This is a genomic window from Streptomyces sp. ISL-98, assembly GCF_018614055.1.
GTDB classification, from domain to species: domain Bacteria; phylum Actinomycetota; class Actinomycetes; order Streptomycetales; family Streptomycetaceae; genus Streptomyces; species Streptomyces spiramyceticus.
Window position 1 is genome coordinate 1 of the sequence record NZ_JAGGPB010000063.1, and the last position, 19197, is coordinate 19197.

Here is a 19197-nt window from a genome sequence, read left to right on the forward strand (position 1 = left end):
CGGTCAGTGCCTCGCGCAGTGCCGGATCGGCGGCGACCAGAACGGCCTTGAGCTGGTTGATCGCTTGTGAACGGGACTTGGTCGCTGAGGTCTTGGCCATCTTGAACATGCGGATGGTTTCCACCGGGCCGTCGGAGGCCTTGGCGGTGGCAGTGGCCCGGCCGGAGAGCACGGCCTGCGCGGCTGCTGCGGCATCGATCGCGTCGGTCTTGCCGCGTCGCCGTCGGGTGGCCTTGTCGGGCTGGTTGACCTCGGTGACGGTGATGTCTTCGCTGTGCAGGTAGCGCGTCAGTGCCGCGCCGTAGGAGCCGGTGCACTCCACGCCGGCTCGCTGCAAGCGGCCGAAGGCGCGTGCCCAGGCCAGCAGTTGGCGGTAGCCCTCCTGGGTGGTGCGGAAGCTTCGGGTGTCCAGCAGGGCTCCGGTCATGGTGATCACCGCCGCCACGTGGACATCCTTGTGGGTGTCCACTCCAAGCACGACATCCTCGGATGGTTCGGTCGTGTGGTGACGGGGGTCCGCACCCAACTCCCCGTCCCTGCAGCGCGCGTACGACCTGGCACGTTTCCGCTGCGCTTCCCGCACGAGGAGGAACCGGACGACGCGGGCTGGCACATCGAGGGGAGCTATCTGCCGGAGGGCGAGAGGTGGTACTTCACAAATCTGCGCTCCCGGGGCCGGGCGCTGCTGATGCTGTTCCTGTTCAGCGAGGTCGGTGAGGAGGACGCCCCGACCCGGATAAGATCGCGATCCGTCGGGGCCTGGGACAGGACACCCCCGGTCCGGACGGGGACGGCACCGACTGCAGCGCCGGGTAGACGTGCTTTATCCGGTCCTAGAACTGGGCGGAGAACCAGTGCCCGGCCAGCGGCACGTCCGGCATCGCCGCGCCAGCCGTTATCGCCCATCGGGCGAGTGCTGTCCACAACACACCAGCCTCACGACGACATGCCGGACAAGATCACGCGAAGAGACCGAACACCGTCACCCGAACGACGGGGAGATCCACAGAGCACCCGGCCAGCGATCGTGACCGTCACGAAATTCCGGCCAGACCCGTGAAAATCCCCAGGGCCGATCGACCTCCCCAGTTGGTTGGCGCTGCAACGAAGTTGTGTGTAGTTGACCGGCTCCTACCGGTCCGGGCCTGGTTTGGGAGGTTGAGAGCGACGCTGGCGGCGGCCGCATGCCCGCGCCGCAGCCCTGCGGCGTCGCTGCTCGATGGGCCCCGCCCCGGAAGCTTGCTGCCTAATGGCCGGAACTGACAGAACCTCGTCATTGCAGCCACTGCGGCAGGGGCGCGATTATCAGCGCATGCTCCCACCGCACAGAGTCGTCATCGCCGCCTTCCCGGGTGTCGAAGTGCTCGACGTTACGGGTCCGGCCGAGGTGTTCTCGGTCGCCACGAGGGTCGCCGGCACCGGCCGGCCCGGTTACGTCATCCGGATCGCGACAGGCGGCGGCGACCCAGTGGCCACCTCCAGTGGCGTCCGGCTGATGGCCGACCTGACGTTGGATGAGGTGAACGGCCACGTGGACACCTTGCTCGTGTCGGGTGCGGTCACCGTGGGCGAACACGCTGTGGAGCCGGTGCTCGACAGCGAGATCATCGACTGGCTGCGTGAAGCGGCGCCCCGAACCCACCGGGTGGGCTCGATCTGCGCGGGCGCGCACCTGTTGGCCGCGGCGGGCCTGCTGGATGGCCTGTCCGCCACGACCCACTGGCTCACTGCCGCGCAACTGGCCGCCGCACACCCGCGAGTTGCCGTCGATCCGGACCCGATCTTCATCCGGGCCGGCCGCATGTGGACCTGCGCCGGTATCACCTCGGGGATGGACATGGCGCTGGCAATGGTCGCCGAGGACCACGGCCCAGATCTCGCTCTGGCCACCGCCCGGATGATGGTCATGTATCTCAAACGCTCCGGCGGTCAGAGTCAGTTCAGTGTCCCGCTCGCCGTGGCGACCGCCACCAGCGACCGGATCGACGACCTGCGCACGTGGATCGGCGAGCACCTCACTGACGACCTCTCCGCCGAAGCCCTGGCCACAAGGTTGCATCTGAGCGTGCGCCACTTCTCCCGGCTTTTCCGCCAGCGCACCGCCACCACACCGGCCGCCTACGTCGAGTCCGCCCGGCTGGAGGCCGCTCGCCGGTTGCTCCAGGACAGCGACCGCAGCCTGCCGGACATCGCCGCCACCAGCGGCCTGGGCTCCGTGGAGAGCCTGCACCGTTCCTTCCGTCGCCGCCTGGGGACCACCCCCGCCGAATACCGGCGCCGCTTCCGCTAGCCCTGCGCATCCCCCGACCGCTCACTTTCCGTGCACCACCGGCCCGGCGGAGCACAGGCATGCCCGCATAAGCGGCACGTCACGACACCACCAGGGAGAAACCGTGTCCCGAACCAAGGTTGTCCCGATCCCGGTCATGGGCCGGCACAACATCAACGCATACCTGCTGTTGGGCCGACGGCCCGTCATCGTCGACGCGGGGACACCCGGCAGTGGCCGAAGGATCTACGAGCAGGTCGCGGCGCACGGCGTGGATCCCACCGACGTCTCGCTGATCGTCATCACCCACGGCCACATCGACCACTTCGGCTCCGCCGCCGAACTGCACCGCCTGACCGGGGCACCGGTGGCGGGCCACATCGCGGACCTCGGGCCTTTCCACACGGGCCGGGTTCGCGAACCGTACCTGCCCACCGGCCCAATGGGCCGCCTCATGGCCAGGAACAAGAACCTGCACGTCCAGGCCGAACCGCTCGAACCCGAAGTACTCATACGGGGTGAGACGGGCATGGAGGACTTCGGGATCGCGCCGCGCATTATGCCCACCCCCGGACACACCGCCGGATCGATCTCCGTCCTCACCGACCAAGGAGACCTCGTCGCCGGCGACCTGGTCGCCAACTCCTTCATGGGTCTCATCCCGGGCAGGCCGGCCAACCCTCCCTTCCACGACGACCCGCTGCGCAACCTCGCAAGTCTGCGGCAGATGCTCGCCCTCAACCCCACCAGACTCCATGTCGGACACGGAACCCCACTGGAGCCCGACCGGGTCCGACGCTGGGCCGCCCGGGAACACCGCCGACTGTCCCGGCTTGAAGCAGCCGGGCGAATCTCCACCCGCACGGAAAACAATGCAGCCTGAGCGGCAGCACGCGCGCCGACCGCCGTCGCCTGCACACAGCCGCTCCCACATGACCTCCCACCCAGACCGGTTCACTTGGTCGGTCGATCTTGCGGCTGGGGAAACCGTCTGAGTACGAGGGGGAACGTGTACTCCACGAGCGAGACCTTTTACGACGGCAAGGGCTTCAGCAGGCGCCCGTAGATCGTCTAGCGGTGGTGGGTCGGGCCGGGCAGCCCTCGAAGGGAACGTTCGATGGCGAACACGATGTTCGGCCGCCGAACGGCGCCGTGGAACGTCAGTGTCAGGTCCAGGCCGAGGGTGGACCAGCCGTCGTGACGACCTCCAAGGCTGGACGTCCGTTTGATCATCGTCGAGCTCGGCTGCCAGGAACATCTGACGATGTGACAGCCTGACGGGTTGGCCCGATGAGCTGATGGGTTACGGGGAATGCAGTTGAGGTCCGACATGAGTTCGAGGGTGGCGGTTCTGGTGGCGCTGGCGGCCTTCACCACCGCCTGTGGAGGCGGCGGCTCCGATACGACTGGCTGGATTTATAACGACCGCTGAGTTCAGGGCACGGTCGCCTTGAGCGCTCTCGCTGTTGGGCTTCTCTCCCGAGTCCGTAAAGGTCCGCGTCGGCTACCTCAACATGGCGCTGATGGCTGGCATGGCCATGAGCGGCGAGCAGATGCCCGCCGGTGCCGCCATGTCGGGCCGGGACTTCACCACAGAACGGGGGGGAGGAGCCGGACAGCAGCACGACCTTGTCAGGCGATCAGACGGACTGACGACGACGCTTGACTTGCCCGGACCCACGACAGGACCCCGCCTAATCGGGCGGGGCTCTTCGCTTTCGCGCCTATGCATCACGACCGACTGGCCGTTCGTCACGATCTCCCCACCGGTGCCCTGTAGTCGGTAGCTCTTGAACAATGAGCGTTTTTCATCCTCAGTCTGAGCTGGCTCAGCTGGGCACGGTGCTGCGCTCGGGGCGCGATACGGAAGCACGTGGTGACGCTACTGGTGGTCGTTCCTCTCCGCCTCTGGCGCGATGGCCGTCGCTGGGAAGGTGCGGCGGACCTCCGCGAAGAGGTGGGGGCAGTCGGTGTCATGGGTGACCGCCGCGGCGAGGAGGGCGTCCAGCGCCGCCTTGAGGGGGTCGGGGGCGGCAGCATCGAAGAGAGCGGCGAAGGCGGCGACCTGGGGCAAGCCGGGGGTTCCGTCGTGGGAGCGTGGAACGCGTGCGTCGGAGAGTGCGGCGTCCCGCAGCCGTCGTGGGTCGTCCAGCGGCGGCGAGTAGGGCTCGCCCCGGTCAAGCTCCAACAGGCCACGCGCCGACGACCGTGGTCGGGCCCTTGCTCATCGGTCCTCCAGCGGAAGGGATGCGGTGCACGTCCGGGCGGAACGTCACCGGCCCGCGCGGCGGGCGGCCGTGCCCCTCCCGGGGCTCCGCCCCGGACCCCGTGCCTCAATCGCCGGCGGGGCTGAATGGTCAGCCCGTCCGGCGATTGAGGACATGCGGCCGAAGGCCGCATACGGGGTCCGGGGCGGAGCCCCAGCCGGGAAGCGCATGCTCAGACGTTGGGGACTTTCAGCTTGTCCCAGCTCGTCCTGCCCGGGATGCCGTCCGCGTCGCTGCCCGAGTACCCGAGCTTGTGCTGCCAGGCGGCGTACGACTGACGGTCGGCCTCCCCCCAGTCCGGGCCGGGCCCGACCTCGTAGCGTCCGCAACCCTCCGCCACCAGCCGCTTGCCCATCGCCGTGATGACGGCGCTGCGCCGGTCGGCCGCGAAGAAGGCGGCCCCGGGGAACGGTTCGTACGTGGCCGGGGGTTTCGGCGCCGGCGGGTTGGACGGGCCGCTCGGCTTGCCGCCCAGGCGCTGCCTGATCCGGTCGCGCATCGAGTCCATCGTGAAACCGCGGGGGTCGATCTTCCCGGGCTGCCACTCCTTGTGGCCGATCACCGAGCGCTGGGACCAGCCGTGCGCACGGCAGATCGCGGCCGCCGCTTTCTCGATCGCCTCCAGCTGGGCGGCCGGCCACGGGTCGTTGCCGTTGCCCAGGTTGACGCACTCGAAGCCGTAGAAGTACCGATTGCCGTCGGTGTTGGCCTCGTTGTCCGCGGGCAGCGCCGTCTCGTTGATCACCGCGCGCAGCACGTCGTCGTCGCCGAGACCCGCGTGGTTGGCTCTCCCGTTGCCGACCAGATGGACCGAGCCGTCCTTGGCGATCACCCCGTGGCACAGCGGCCCCGGCAGGCTCGAATGGCCGTTGTAGCAGATGTCCACGGAGTTCTGGGTGCCCGAGGTCACGGTGTGATGGATCATCACGCCGTGCAGGGGCCCCCACGGACCCTTGTGGTTGCGGTTGTGCGTACGCCAGCTCCGGTGCTCGACGACGTGCAGACCTTCGTCACGGAGCGCTTTGAGCAGTGCGGACGCCGACAGAGGTGTTGCCATCGTGGTGCTCCTTCCCAGGTGGTATGTCAGTTGGCGAACGGTCCATGGTCGTCCTGACCCGCGGTCTGTGGCGCGGAACCGTCCGCAGCTCCCTTCTCGGCCGCCGCAGCTTCCGCCTCGGCCGCGGCCTCCGCGGCCAGATCCTCCTCGTTCGCCGCCGGGATGACGGCGGCCAGCGGCCCGAAGGTCATCCGCAGATCCGCGACCGAACCCTCACCCAGCACCCAGGCCAGCGGCGCGTAGTGGACCTGGATCCCGGCCGGGGACTGGAGCAGCGGCCGGCGGGCCGCGTCCGTCGGCCACTCGACATCGCCCGTCGCCGTACGCGCCGCAACGGTCCAGAAGTCTCCGGGCCGATAGGTCTTGCCCGGCTCGAAGTACACGAAGACGCCGTCCTCCAGGGGCAGCCAGCCGCCCTCCTCGATCCGCAGCGCGCCGTTGCGGAGCTTGGACGCGCCCGGCTTCGTACGGCCGCCGACGTGCCGGGAGCCCGAGCGGTGGTCCCAGCGCCGCAGGAACGGGTGGAGCTCGGGACGCCGGCCCACCGACGGGTCGGGCTCGGCGGAGAGCCGTACCCGACGTCCCGGCAGGTCTACCTCCTCGACCCGCAGCAGCGGCAGCGGCTCGCCCCGGCTGATGTACGCGGTGTCCGCGAACTCCACCCAGTCACCGACGTTCAGATCGAGCTTGTCGTCACTGCCCAGTGAGGCCAGCTCCACCCATGTGCCGTCGAGTTCGTCGACGGCGAAGGTCACGGAGCCGTTCTCCCGCGACCACTTGAACGTCGCGTCCTTGGCCGCGCCGCCCTCATGGATCTCCACGCGGTACATCTGGTTCTCCGGGCCCCGGTACCGGGCGTCCGGTTTGACCAGGCACGGGTCCTCGTCCGCGTGCTCGGGCCGCTCGCTGCGCGCCGCCATCCGCGCGGTCGGCGCCTGCGCCGCCGCCCACTTGGCGAACGCGGCGCGGACCTGGTCCTTGGTCGCCCCGTCCTCCAGCTGCGAGCCCGGCAGCGGCAGCACCTGCCAGACGGTCTTCAGCCGGGCCGCCGTGTCGGGCATCGCGGAACCCAGCGCCACCTCGCGCAGCAGCGGGTCCTCGGCCGCGGTGACCGAGCGCTCCCACACCTTCAGGCAGGCCAGGTACGGGAATTGGGTGGGCAGCCGGTCACCGGGCCGCTCCGGGTCGCGGTATCCGTCCGGCTGGTCCCAGTACGTCCAGGTGGCCGGAGGCTTCGGCGCCGCGGGGGCCTCCTCGTCGCCCTCCTCGGCCGTGTGCCCGTCCTCGACGACCGGCGTGCCGGGCTGCGGACGCGTCGCGTCCAGCAGGATCCCGGCCACGTAGTAACGGCCGCCCCCGATGGTCAGGTTGTCGAGCTCCCGGCCGCCGCCCTCGAATCCGACCGCGAAGCCGGTGGCGCCGCGCGGGCCGCCGTGCTGCCCGATCAGATCGGATGCGGTGGTACGGGCCTGGAACAGCTGGATCGCCGCCTGCTCATTGGCGTCCGCGTCGAGCTGGACGCGGCCCTGCTGTGCGATCACCGCCGCGTAGTGCCGGTCCGGCCGGAAGGTGATACGGGAGATGTCTGCGTGCATGGGAAGGGGTCCCCCTCGGAAGTTCGTAAGTCGGTGGGAGTGGTGTCAGGTGACGGGGATGATCCCGGCGTCGGTTCCGGCCGGCGTGTACTCGGCGAGCCGGGCCCGCAGGCTGTCCAGGCGCTGCGGCTGGTAGAGGTCGTGGAAGGCGCCCATCTCGGAGGCGTCCTCGCCGCCGCGCCCGATCTCCTCGGCGCAGCCGGCGGCCAGTTGCCCGTACGCGGGTGTGCCGTACCGCTCGCCGGCGAACAGCGGCCGCACCAGCTGAGCGTTCTCGCGGCCCACCAGATCCGGCTGGCAGCGGTGGCGGCGCGGGGTCCGGGACCCCGGCGGTACGTACGAGAACCGCATACAGCCGATGCCGCGCCGGGCCACCTGCATCCGCCCCGTGAAGATGCTGTTCTCGGCGATCTCCACGGCGTGGGTGTGGACCTCGCCGATGACGGTGGTGCGGTGCGCGTGCAGCACGGCGTGCGCGTGGCGGCAGTCCGGCGCCGACAGCGCCGCCCGGTCGTGACCGGTGGCGTCCAGGATGCTGTCGCGGATATGGATGGGCAGCGGGTCGTGGTTGACCTCGTCGCCGATCACCTCGATGGTGCCGAGGATGCTCCGCTCGATCTGTACGCACGCGGTGGTGCGGTCCAGCACCAGGCTCGGCTCCTCGGGCGAGTGCGGGTCGCACTCCGGCTCCAGCGACCAGCCCGGCACGAGAGTGCAGTGCCGCAGCACGACGGCCCCGACCGGGCCGGTGACATTGAGCCCGCGACCGGTGATCAGCAGACCGTCCAGCACGATCCGAGGAGCGTCGCCCTCACACCCCTCCTGCGCCCGGATGTTGAGCGCGTCGGGCCGGTTGCTGTACCAGTCGAGCAGCCGGATCACTGGCCGGGTGCCCTCGGCCGCGCGCAGCTCCAGGCGGTCGCCCGGATCCAGGTCGAAGTCCAACTGCTCCTGGTAGGCGCCGCTGTGCGTGATCTCGATGATGCCGTCGGGTCCGCAGCGCCCGGCCCGCCGGTCGTTCTTCCACTCCCCGTACGCGTCCATGATCCGCTGGTAGGTCTGACCGGGACCGACCCGGTAGACCGCCGCGGCCACCGGCGTCTCCCGCTCGCGCGGATACTCGCCACCGCCCATGTCGTCCGAGAACGCGTAGTGGTAGGTGACCCAGACGCCCTGACGCGGCGCGGAGCGCGAGCCGAAGGCCATCCGGCCGAGCGCCGGATCGATCGCGACCTGGCCGCGCCGCGGTCGGTAGCGCCAGTCCGTCAAATCCGCCACGACGATGTCCGACATCGGCACCGGCTCGTCCTGGCCGTCGCGCCAGATCGTGAAGCTCTTGCCGGGGCCGTAGTAGTCCGCGAGCCGGTCGGCGAGCTGCCGTCGCCGGATGTACGCGGGCACATTGTCGATCGTTGCGACGTGCGTGGCCGACGGCTCCGGCACCGGCTTGGTCACCAGTGGGCTGTCGTTGCCCAGAATCGAGAAGGTGTAGAGATTGCGCGCCCGGTCGATGCAGTACGCGGGCGCTCCGGTCACGTGATACGGCTTCAGCCGCCACACGAACAGCCCCACCCCGGCCGGCGAGTAGCCGCCCTGCGTGCGGGCCGAGCCAGATCGCCGTACATTCACCGATTGCGCCACCGCGCCGAACGGCCCGCCCGCCAGATCCAGCGCCGCACCCTCCCGTACATCCACGAGACGCCCGCGCTCCAGCCGGCGCGCGCTCGCAGCAGCGGTCCCCGATCCGTACAGCTTGACCGGCTGCTGGTGAGAGACGAGGCGGGAGAACTCCACCGCCCGCGACGGCCATCCGGCGACCCCCTCGGCCAGCTCCTCCAGCAGCGCCAGGGTGCCCTTGCGCCGCCGGTTGGCCACGGTCGCGGCGACATCGCGGCGCGGCGCCAGCGCCTCGGCGAGCCGGCTGCGCGAATCGTCGCCGTCCTCGCCCTCCAGCCCCTTGGCCTGCACACGCTCGTAGCCCGGCAGCGGGGTGTAGCCCACCAGATCGCCGAGATACGGCAGCACCCACGGCGCCGCGGTCTCCACGAACCAGTCCTCGTAACTCTGCTCGACGCCGTCGCGTACCCGGTCGACCTGTTCGGCGATCACCGCGAGCAGTGCCCGCAGCGGCTCACCGCCCTCGGCGTCCCGCAGACGGTGCCACTGCGGGAGCAGCTCGGCGAGCCCGTCCGGTTCCCTGCTCATGCGGTGACCTCCGTCAGAATCAGCGTGTCCGCGACGTGCGGCGACAGCAGGGTGAGCTGGGCCGGCCGGATGCCCCGGAAGACGAACACCGCCCGCCCCTTCTCCAGTGGCCGCGTATCGGTGATGTCCGGGTTCAGCCGTAGCAGTTCGGCGAGCGAGATGCCGTACCGGGTGGCGATCAGGGTGAGCGTCTCACCGCCCTTCGCGGTGACCCGGTGTACGTCCTCGTCGTACTCGGCGAGCCGGGCCGGGACCGCCGTACGCGGTTCGGCGAGCGCTCCCGCCAGCCCGGTCAGTTCGTCGGGCGTGAGGGACGCGGGCACTCCGGTGAAGACGTCCACGTCCACGTAGTCCACACCCGGCACCGAGTGGGCGGTCGCCAGGACCTCCGACAGCCGGGCCGGACGGCCCAACTCCCGTCGCCCGCTGCCGAATTCGCGCAACAGCGCCTGCCGCAGCCGCGGCTCGACCACGGTCCAGGTGTGATCGCGGGCCACCTTCACCCGCGCCGCGAGCAGCAGCAGCACCAGCTCCCGTACGTCCACCCGCACCGCGAGCCGCGAGTCGCCGTACTGGGCGAGCGAGGAGCGCAGCGCGCGCAGCACCTCGGAGTCGTCGGCGATGGCGATGTCGTCCACGCCGGCGACCGTCACATGCAGCACCCGCCGGCGCCCGTCGAATATCTCGCGGGCCGCTGCCCGGCCGATGCCCGCCCGCGAGCGGGCGAAGTCCTCGTAGTCCTTGAGGGACACGAGCCGGTCGAGCGCGGACACGGCAAGCGGGATGGTGCGCCGGGTCAGGCCGGGGCCGTCTGCGTCCGCGCCGCCCGTGGCGGGCTGCGGATTGGTGACGGCGGTGACGCCCAGCGGCCGGGTGACGGCCTGAGTGATGCGGTTCGCCCGGACGTTGGCGGCCTTTCCAGTGCCGAAGCGGTACCTGGCCCGGACGTTCTCGTGCCCGGTGGGCAGCCGCGCGCCGAACACCCCGTCGCCGAAGGTCACCGTCGTACGCCCGTCCCCGGCCGTCCCCGAGACATAGACCCGCTCGCTCGGTCCGCGCCCGGCCAGACTGTCCACCTCGTGCCACAACAGTCCGTCGACGCGTACCTCCAGGGTGGGGGTCGCGCCGAGCGAAGCGAGATGGGGGTCCCCCCGGCCGAAGGCTGGGGGAGGATTGTCGGCGGGCAGCCAGGTCAGTGGCGACTGCCAGAGCGTGAACGTCTGGTTGATCCGGTCGGCGTCACCGCTGCCGATCGGCTCGTCACGGCTCTCACCGTGCGTCGCGGGCACCACATTGCCCTGGATGTGCACCGTGTCACGGCGGTAGCGGTAGGCCAGGTCCGTCGTCAGCGTCAGCTTCGTATGGACATGGTCGCCGGGCAGCTGGGGATCCAACTCCTGCTCGACCGCGGCGATCACCGCCAGTTCGGTGCCGCGCACCCCGGCCGTGTTCGGGATGTCGGTGCGCTCGCCCGACACCACCAGATGGCGTCCGGGACGCAACCCGTCGTACAGCTCGGCCAGTTCGAGCTCATTGCCGTGCACGTCCTCGCCCAGCGGCTCCTCGGCGAGGCGCAGCGCCTCGCCGCCCGCGTGCACGGTGGCGTCCCGGATCGCGGAGAGCAGCACATCGTGCTCGTCGAGCCAGGGGTCGGCGAGCGTCAGTTCGGTGCCGCGGCCGGTGATGCCGTAGTTGGTGTACGCGGCGGTGCGCAGGCCGGTCACCCGCGTGGTCACGAACTTGAGCTTCTCGTCACCGGGGATCCCGTCAGGACCCCCGGCTCCCTTGCGGGGACGCTCGATGGCGACCCAGCTGCCGACCGTGATCCCGTCCTGCACGGAGTCGAGCGCCAGGACATGGCGGTTGGCCTGCTCCGGAACCGTCGCGATGCCGATCTCGACATTGGCAGGCTCGCTGCCGACGGTGTAGCGCACGGTCACCTCGAAGCCGCCGTGGGTGGCCTGCTTGTGCTCGCCGGGGGACAGATTCCAGCTGAGCGGCTCGCCGTTGTGCACGGCGACATGGACCCGCCCGTCCTCGGCGGGCCGGGACACGAACAGCGTCCGCTCGGGCAGCCCCGACTGGAACTGCGCGGTCACACCCGGCTCCTGGGAGTCGGCCGGGCGCCTGGAGAGCCAGCTCAGGTCGTGATCCTGGGCGGAGCGTGTCATCAGCGAAACCCGGCCGGGCCCCAGGTCGAAGCTTGTCTCGGCGGGCAGATTCTCCGAACGCTGCACCGACGAGCCGGTCTCGATGTGCTGGAACTCCGCGCGCACCGGCACCCTCCCGGCCGTGTCGTACACGACCCGCATGGTGGTCAGCGCGGATCCGGTGAGCGGCCAGTCCGTCTGCCGGACGACCCTGCCGCGCTCGTCCTGCACAGGCTTGAGCGGAGCCGTCGCCCCGAAGGGCGCGGCGGTCACCCGCATCGCCCGGAGCTCCCGCAGGAGAGGGGGCACGGTCGGGGCCGCACTGCGCCACGCCGTGTACATCCCGTCCGCGACCCGTGGATCGAGCGCCGACAGCAGCTGCGCGCCGAGGTCGGAGCCCGGCGTGAAGACAGTCCCCGGGCCCTGCGACAGCGTGCGTGCGCCCGACGGCGGCTTCACCACACGGCTGCGCAGCGCGGGCAGTACGGCTGAGAGCGCCCGCATCGCCGCTGAGTCCGGCGCCGCAGCTCCGGTGGCCTGCGGCACGGGCTGGGAGGGTTCCAGATCCGCCGCCCGCTCCATCAGTTCGCCGACCACGGCCTCCAACTGCTCGAACCAGGCCGCGACGTCCTCGTACGGAGCGGCGAGGGCCTGCGCCTCCGCGAGGCGCTCGTGCGGGTCCGCGAGCCGCCGGGCGAACTGGGCCGGGGTACTGATCCCATCCAGATCGGCCCGCAGCGGCGCCAGCACCTGGGCGTCGAAATCCTCGATGATCATGCTGACGGGACGGGGATTGGGGTTGTCGGGGGTGGGTTCGCCCTCCTCGACGTCCCGGTCGTCCTCGGTGATCCACTCGCGGAGCTCGGCCACCAGCTCGCTCAGCGACGGCGGCGCGGACTGCGGCAGCCCGATCGCCGTCACATCGTCGTCCCGGTCGATCCGGATGCGCGCGACCGGCAGCAACAGCCGCTTCCCGCCCGCCTCCTGGTCCGCGCCGAAGACGAACAGCAGCTTGTCGCCGGTCTGGAGGGAGGTGCCGGTCCCGGAGACGTAGATCTCGGACTGCTTGCCCAGATCGGCCGCGGTGAGCAGCGCCGGCCTGCGCCGGCGCACCGCCAGCTCGTTCCACGCCCAGCGGGCGGTGAGGTCCTCGCTGGTCTCGAAGGTCTGCGACTCCTCGTCGGCGGACGCGGGCACGCTGTTGCTGCGCGCACCGCGCGGAATCAGCACCGGCACGTCCTCGGCGCGCGGATCCCTGTCCAGCGTGTACGCGAGGTGGGTGTCGGCGGCGATGCCGGGCCGCGGCCGGTGCCCGACCAGCCGTCCCAGCAGAGCCAGCGAACGGTGCTCGTTCGCCGTGCGCAGATACCCCTCGTCGGCGATCCGCTCGGAGTGGAAGGTGAGCAGATCGCCGACCACCGCCCAGGAGTCGAGCAGCCCGATCGCCGGGTCGTCCGGCGTACGGACGCTCAGCCCGCGCAGCGCCGGATAGGCGGGGGAGGCGAGCCGGTCGAGCATGGCCGCCAGGAACGAGCCGTACTCACCCACCCGGTAGTCCAGGGCCGTACGGCCCGGCGGGTTGTACAGGGCCTCGGGCGCATGGCGCTCGTCGTGCCCACCGCAGCCGCATCCGCAGGCGCCGCTCATCGCACACCTCCGCCGAGCTCGATGGACAGCCGGCCCATCTCGGGCCGGTCGGGGTCGTTGTCGCAACGCGCGATCTCCAGCGGGCCGAGCCGCAGCACGCCTGCCTCCAGGGCGGTGTCGTCCGTATCGTCCGTATGGTCGAAAGGGTTGTCGTGGAAGAGCCGGCTCAGCCGGGTCACCCGTACGCTCTCCACGCCCTGGACCGCGGCCGCGGCGGCCACCAGACGGCTGAGCCGCACCGGTTCGCCGAAGGTCAGCGCGTCGGGGTGGAAGAAGCCGAGCCGCCCGCCGGGCAGCTGGCGGCTGCCCAGCAGCCGGTACAGCTCGGCCAGGATCTGCCCGTGCTGATGGCCGGGCGCGGCACACACCGTCAGAGCGATGTCCAGCGGCACGTTCCGGGCCGGACCCACCACCAGGTCGTGCCCGATCCGGCGGTAGCTCTCCAGGGCGTACGACACCGAGTCGAGCAGCTCGGGGGACGGATCCCCGGTCCCGAGCGCGTCGACGGCGACATGCGCCTCCTGGACACTGCCGGTCCAGCGGATCTCCGCGGCGGCGCGCTGCACCCCCGGAAGCTTCGACGCCAGCGCCGCGTAGTCCTCGGCGGTGACGGCCCGCAGGCGCGAACGCTTCAGATCGAGCGGGGCCAACTGGCGTACCTGCTCCAGGGGTTCGGGCTCGGCGCCGCCCACGGCGGGCAGCGGATTGCGTACGCCCGCCACCGGCATCGGGTCCCCGGCGTCGGACGCGTCCGGATCACGGCACAACACCAGGTGGTTGATGGCCTCCGCGCCGACGTTGCCCGCCGTGCCGCCGCCCAGCCGGTAGTGCAGCTCCAGCCGGGCGCCCGGCTGCGGACGCGCACCGTGGCGCCCGTCGCCGAAGCGCAGGGCGATCCGTCCGTCGTCCTCCAGCTCACCGACGAAGTGCCGCTCCCGTGGCCCGCTGTCGAGCAGATCCCGCTTCGGGGTCCACGGCCCGTCGCCTTCATCGGTCACAGTGACGGCGGGCAGCGCGGCCCGCGGATCCTGTACGAGAGCGGAGGCAGGACCCCGCAGCACCGGCTCGCCCGGATGCAGCCCGGTCGCGTACCCGGGACCCCAACTGTGCGCGATCTCCCAGGCGATGGAGCCGTCGAGCACCGTACCCGCCCGCGACCGGGCCGTCAGCACCTCCAGACGGCGCAGCTTGGCGGCCAGCAGCCGCTCGCTGCGGTGCAGCAGCTCGCGCAGCGCGCGCACCGGATGGCGGCGCAGCTCGAGCCGCTCCAGCACCCGCAGCCCGAACAGCACGGTCAGCTCGGCGATCTCCGGCTCGGTGAGCCCGTCGCAGTCGCGGGCGCTGCGCCACAGCTCCACCAGACGCTGCCGGCCCCGGCCCGGAATCGCGGCCAGCCGCGCGGCTTGCCCCGCCGAGACATGGCGCGGCTCCGGGAACGGCACGGACTGGACGACGGGGGAGCGGTGCAGCACGGGTCGGAAGCGCGGCGCGATACCCGGGTAGACGACCTGCGCCAGCAGGGTGGCCAGCGCCTCCGCCTGTGCGTAGGCCGTGCCGGGGACCACCTTCTCCCGCCGCCGGCCCGCCAGTTCCAGGCCGAGACCGGCGCGTACGGTCGCGTCCTCGCCGACGACGGTGAACAGCTCACGTATCTGATCGGCGGTCAGCAGGCGCCCGCAACGCGTCTGCTCCAGACGGGCGTTGACGAGGTCTGCCGTGGCGTTGCCCTCGTCACGGTCCCAGCAGCCGAAGCCGGACGGCTCGCAGGATCCGAGAACGGCCGGCGCCGGCGGCACGGTGACCGTCTCCGGTGTGGAGCCGCAGAAGGTCAGCGACCGGCCGTGGTCGACGAGCGCCACATTGCCGCGCGCCACGCTCACATCCTCCACCGGCTCGCAGCCCGGGCCGCCGCGCGTCGACAGACAGACCGGGAAGGCGAGCGCGTCCTCCTGCGCCCAGGTGACCTCGAGCACGGGCTGGTCCGCCAGCCGGTCCACGACCGGGGTGAGCGAGGTGAGACGTACGGCCTGGCGGTGCGCCGGATCGGCGTCGCCGGGCGTTCCCGAGCGCGGCCCACGCACCTCCTCGATCAGCAGCAGATCACCCGGCGACAGATCCAGCCTCCGCGCCGAGCAATCCTCGTCCGCCCACTCGTCCCGCAGCGTCGCGGCGGTCGCCCCCTTGGCCAGCGAACACACCTCGTCGCCCCAGGTCCAGAAGCGGACCGTGTTGTGCTCGGGGCGCAGCACCAGCGGCTCCTCGGCCACGACCGGCTCGAACACCTCCACCGAACCGCGCTCGTCCAGCACGGCCAGATCCCGGTCGTCGATGACTGTGCCGATCTCGGGCCGGTCGCGCGGCCCCAGCCTGCGCACATCGACGGCCGCGAAGCGGAACGTGCCGGGCAGCAGGGTCAGCGGAGCCGTCGTCTCGATGGTGACGAACGCGCGGGCGTTGACGCCGTCGTGCATCGGGTAGTCGATGAGCCGCACATGACGGCGCACGGACACCCGGCGACGGGCCGTGTCGAGATACGCCTCCGTCGCGACCGCGTCCTGCTGATAACTGATCTGGTCGGCCGTGTGGGTGAGGAGTTCGACCAGCGTCGTCCCCACGTCGGCGGCGTTGCGCTCGATCCAGTCGGGGGTGGTCAGCGCCAGCCGGTCCAGCATCAGCCGGCGGATCGTGTCGTAGTCGCGCGCTGTGTAGTCGATGACGGGCGCGGCAGGGAAGGCGGGTGGGGAGTCCGGCTGCTCCTCCGCGCAGTCGAAGGGAGTGGGACAGTCCGCCCGGAAGTCGAACTCCGCCGAGAAGTACCGCTGGTCGAAGCCCGGGAAGGGCTCGGTGCCCGGCCGCCCGTACGGATCCGTGTCGACGACCGAGAGCCGGTAGCGGGAGGTGTCCCCGCTGCGGTCCAGCGTGACGAACAGCCGGTCGTCGAGCTCCGGGTCCTCCTCGCGTTCGACTGACACCTCGAGGGCCTCGATGCTGGTGATCCGGCGGCCGCCGTCGATGCGTATGTTCTGCGGGCACAGCCCGTGGGGCGCCTTGCCCAGGAAGGTGACGGTCAGGGTCAGCCCGTCGTCCGAGACCTCGACCGCGTCCACACCGCCGAGCTGCGCCGCCCGTACCTTCGCGCGCCTGCCGTCCGTACGGCAGACCACCTGATTGTCCGGTCCGCTCATGCCGGCCCGCTCCCCTCGAACACCTCGTCGCGCCGGCTCGCGGTGGAGCGCACCACGTAGCGCAGATACACCCGGACCACGTTCTCCTCGCTCACCACGTCCAGGGACTCCACCTCGATCAGTTCGCCCAGCCAGCGCTGCAACGAGGCCTGCACGGACAGCTCCAGCGCGGAGGCCAGCTCCGGGCTGTTCGGGGTGAAGACCAGATCGAGCAGGCCACAGCCGAAGTCGGGGCGCATCACGCGCTCGCCGGGGCTGGTGAAGAGCAACTGCTCGATCAAGTCCCGCACATGGTCGTCGTAGGCGGCGTGCGCGGTGCGCCCGCGCCGGTCGATCCGGAACGGAAAGGCGATATCGGTACGCGTCCTCATGGTCCTCATGGTCCTCATCGGGAGGACACCCCCCTCGGAGCCGTACCGACGACCGGCGGGCCCTGGGGCACCAGCGCGGCGCTGAAGCAGAGCGCGCTCGTACTGTGGAGGAGCACCGGCGCCCCGTCGATCAGCACGCTGTCGCGGTCCGGCGTCCAGCGAACGGTGACGCACGGATGCGGCACGCGGTCGATCATGTGCCGACAGCCGCTGACGGTGAAGACATCCGTGGCGGTGGGCACGGGCAGGCCGTCGATCCGCACTCCGGACGACGGTGCGGAGGCGGGCGCCACCTGGCCGCCGTGCGGGCAGCCGATCGCGGAACCGCTGTTCACGAGATTCCCGGACAACACGTTTCTCCCCGTTCTGTTCCTGTACGCCGTCGTTGTCATCACCGGCGTCATCTGTGGCCTCATCGCTTCTTCGGCACGATCAGCCGGCCCTCGTTGATGTTGACCTCATTGCCGATCAGCACGATCGACGCCCCCTTGCCGTTGCCGATCGTCACGCCCTTCTCGTCGATCTGGACGTACGCCCCGCCCTTGGCCTCCAGCAGAATCCCCGTACCGCCGGGCACGTCCGACATCACCAGCTTGTGAGCGCCGGGAGTCTGGATCACCACCGGCTGTGAGGCGGGCAGCTCCGCGGTCGCACGGGGCGGCAGCTCCGACGCGTCCCCGTACCAACTGCCTGTCCAGATCGGGAAGCTGGGATCACCCTGCTCGAACTCCACCCACACACCGGCCCCGATCTCGGGGACGACGTACTGGCCCGCCTGACGCCCGGTGAAGGGCAGGCAGGGCAGCGCCCAGGTGGACGCCTCGTCGCCCAGCACATCCGGGACCTGGGCCGTGATCCTTCCGATCCTCAGCGGATCCCTGTTGTCGATCACCCGCCCCCGGAATTTGCCGAGAAACCGGTTGTTCGGTCCTGCAGCCATGCGAAGTTCTCCTGGTCCTCACGTCTTACGGACGCACTGTTTTGCTGCGGGCGATCAGGCCCTCTCGGGAGAGCGTGAAGTTCTGCTGATACGAGCCGGGGCGGAGACTGTGGGTGACCGACTTGACGTAGTAGTCGCCGTCGTACGTCACGCCGGTGCCCCGGACCCCCACCAACTCCCGCGGCCGCAGCACGTATCCATGACGGTTGACATCCAGCGACCCGGACCCGGAAATCGCGTCCGCGGAGGTGGCTGCCCGGGCCAGCGTCTCGGCCTCGGCCTGCCCCAGCTCCTTCTTCGCCGTACCGGAAAGCGTCTTGCGCTTGAGGGCGGGCGAGGCGCGGCTGCCGAGGGGCGGGCGCAGCGGGCTGATGTCGGGCTGCGCGAGCAGCCGGGTGTCGCGGGTCCTCGGGTCCTGCACGCGTGCCTGCGGCTCTTCCCTGGCCGTGCCGTCGTACGCGAACGTCAGCTGGTCGACGGTGGAGTTGTTGTCCATGTTGACGTTGAGCGCGTGCTGACGCTGACCGATGCGCTTCTCGGGCCCCCAGAAGGCGGTGGACCGCCCGGGCCGGGGCCCGGGATCGAGATAGAACGTGTAACCGTTCGCCCTGGCCAGCTCGTTGAGGTACTGCAGATCGGTGCCGGTCTGGTAGTCGACGCGCAGCTGCTCTCTGGGCGGCTGATGGATCTGCTCCCGGATGATCCAGGGATCGATCCCGTAGTCGGCGTACTTCCGCAGAATCCTCTCGACCCGCTGGGCGGGGGAGAGATTGGGATAGCGGTCGGTCCGCTCCTCGAGATCCATCAGGAGGGTGAGGTCCTCGCCGGTGACGGTCAGCGTGGTCTGCCCCGGCACATTGCTGGCGCCGACCTCCTGCCGGACGATCAGCCCGTCCAGGATCACGGTCGGGGTGCCCTTGACCGAAGTCGTCACGATCACCCTGGTCTTCGGGTCGAAGAACCCCTCGGGCAGCAGCCGTTGGGTGATCAGCCCGCGCTTGGTCAGGTCGAAAGCGAGCTGGAACCCGCTCCGTTCGCCGGCGGTCATGGTGATCTGCGCGGACAGCAGCGCCTCGGCGACCTCGGGCGGCACGGGACGGGTGAGCTTGGGCCCCATGTGCAGGGTGAGGTGTACGGGCCCGCTCCCGATCGGCTCATCAGCCATGGAACCCACCCGGCAGAGGAATGTCGATCTCCCGCCCCGGCTCGGCGGTCAACTCCCGCGGATCGAGGTCGGGATTGGCGTCCGCGATCTGCCACCACTGCCCCGGGTCCCCGAAATAGCGCTGCCCGAGGTGATCGGGCCGCTCACCGCTGTTGACGGTGTGCGGAGCGGTCTCGTCGTCGGGCGCGTCACTGAGCGGAGGCAGCAACCGCCGCTTCGTGTAGCGGACTTCGGTGCCGTCCGGCTGGGTGTGAACCCCGATCTCGGCGTCGTGGTACCGGCTGGTGCGCGGGTACGGATGCGATCCGGGGATCGTGTCCAGCGCACTTTCATAAGGCTCGATCAC

Annotated in this window: 14 protein-coding genes and 1 pseudogene; 3 read left to right on the forward strand and 12 right to left on the reverse strand. The window is 70.6% G+C overall.

Going from position 1 to position 19197, the window contains the following annotated elements; translation table 11 throughout:
* On the reverse strand, positions 1-469 hold a 469-nt coding region (locus J7I98_RS33485), incomplete at its 3' end, for a transposase (protein WP_308378030.1).
* 46 nt (positions 470-515) lie between these two features.
* On the opposite strand from J7I98_RS33485, the pseudogene J7I98_RS43095 reads away from it, so the two are divergent.
* The 3 genes and pseudogenes from J7I98_RS43095 to J7I98_RS33495 form a co-directional block, all read left to right on the forward strand.
* Positions 516-838 (forward strand): annotated as a pseudogene (locus tag J7I98_RS43095) (phytanoyl-CoA dioxygenase); the annotation flags it as partial.
* A gap of 474 nt (positions 839-1312) precedes the next feature.
* Positions 1313-2290, forward strand: coding sequence for a GlxA family transcriptional regulator (locus tag J7I98_RS33490; RefSeq protein WP_214928827.1), 978 nt, complete (start codon positions 1313-1315; stop codon positions 2288-2290).
* A gap of 103 nt (positions 2291-2393) precedes the next feature.
* Positions 2394-3152, forward strand: coding sequence for an MBL fold metallo-hydrolase (locus tag J7I98_RS33495; protein WP_214928828.1), 759 nt, complete (start codon positions 2394-2396; stop codon positions 3150-3152).
* 999 nt (positions 3153-4151) lie between these two features.
* Here J7I98_RS33495 and J7I98_RS33500 read toward each other — a convergent pair.
* The 11 genes from J7I98_RS33500 to J7I98_RS33550 form a co-directional block, all read right to left on the reverse strand.
* Positions 4152-4457, reverse strand: coding sequence for a hypothetical protein (locus tag J7I98_RS33500; protein ID WP_214928829.1), 306 nt, complete (start codon positions 4455-4457; stop codon positions 4152-4154).
* A gap of 251 nt (positions 4458-4708) precedes the next feature.
* Positions 4709-5593: a peptidoglycan-binding protein gene (locus J7I98_RS33505; protein WP_214928830.1), complete on the reverse strand. Its 885-nt coding sequence runs from the start codon at positions 5591-5593 to the stop codon at positions 4709-4711.
* A 26-nt stretch (positions 5594-5619) separates the two neighbouring features.
* The gene (locus tag J7I98_RS33510) at positions 5620-7188 is read right to left on the reverse strand and encodes a DUF6519 domain-containing protein (RefSeq protein ID WP_214928831.1); all 1569 of its coding nucleotides are present in this window, start codon (positions 7186-7188) and stop codon (positions 5620-5622) included.
* Positions 7189-7233: 45 nt separating this feature from the next.
* Positions 7234-9393 (reverse strand): hypothetical protein, encoded by a 2160-nt coding sequence (locus J7I98_RS33515; protein ID WP_214928832.1) that lies wholly within the window; start codon positions 9391-9393, stop codon positions 7234-7236.
* Positions 9390-13190 (reverse strand): putative baseplate assembly protein, encoded by a 3801-nt coding sequence (locus J7I98_RS33520; protein ID WP_214928833.1) that lies wholly within the window; start codon positions 13188-13190, stop codon positions 9390-9392. Before J7I98_RS33520 ends, J7I98_RS33515 begins: the two co-directional genes overlap by 4 nt.
* On the reverse strand, positions 13187-16375 hold the full coding sequence (locus tag J7I98_RS33525) for a putative baseplate assembly protein (RefSeq protein WP_214928834.1): 3189 nt from the start codon (positions 16373-16375) through the stop codon (positions 13187-13189). The genes J7I98_RS33520 and J7I98_RS33525 overlap by 4 nt, the downstream gene beginning before the upstream one ends.
* Positions 16372-16755: a GPW/gp25 family protein gene (locus J7I98_RS33530; protein WP_214928835.1), complete on the reverse strand. Its 384-nt coding sequence runs from the start codon at positions 16753-16755 to the stop codon at positions 16372-16374. Before J7I98_RS33530 ends, J7I98_RS33525 begins: the two co-directional genes overlap by 4 nt.
* Before the next feature lie 5 nt (positions 16756-16760).
* The gene (locus J7I98_RS33535; RefSeq protein WP_308378031.1) at positions 16761-17099 is read right to left on the reverse strand and encodes a hypothetical protein; all 339 of its coding nucleotides are present in this window, start codon (positions 17097-17099) and stop codon (positions 16761-16763) included.
* A gap of 59 nt (positions 17100-17158) precedes the next feature.
* The gene (locus tag J7I98_RS33540; RefSeq protein ID WP_214928837.1) at positions 17159-17686 is read right to left on the reverse strand and encodes a phage baseplate assembly protein V; all 528 of its coding nucleotides are present in this window, start codon (positions 17684-17686) and stop codon (positions 17159-17161) included.
* A gap of 25 nt (positions 17687-17711) precedes the next feature.
* Complete coding sequence (locus tag J7I98_RS33545; protein ID WP_214928838.1) at positions 17712-18851, reverse strand: hypothetical protein; 1140 nt, start codon at positions 18849-18851, stop codon at positions 17712-17714.
* The gene (locus J7I98_RS33550; RefSeq protein ID WP_214928839.1) at positions 18844-19197 is read right to left on the reverse strand and encodes a LysM peptidoglycan-binding domain-containing protein; all 354 of its coding nucleotides are present in this window, start codon (positions 19195-19197) and stop codon (positions 18844-18846) included. The genes J7I98_RS33545 and J7I98_RS33550 overlap by 8 nt, the downstream gene beginning before the upstream one ends.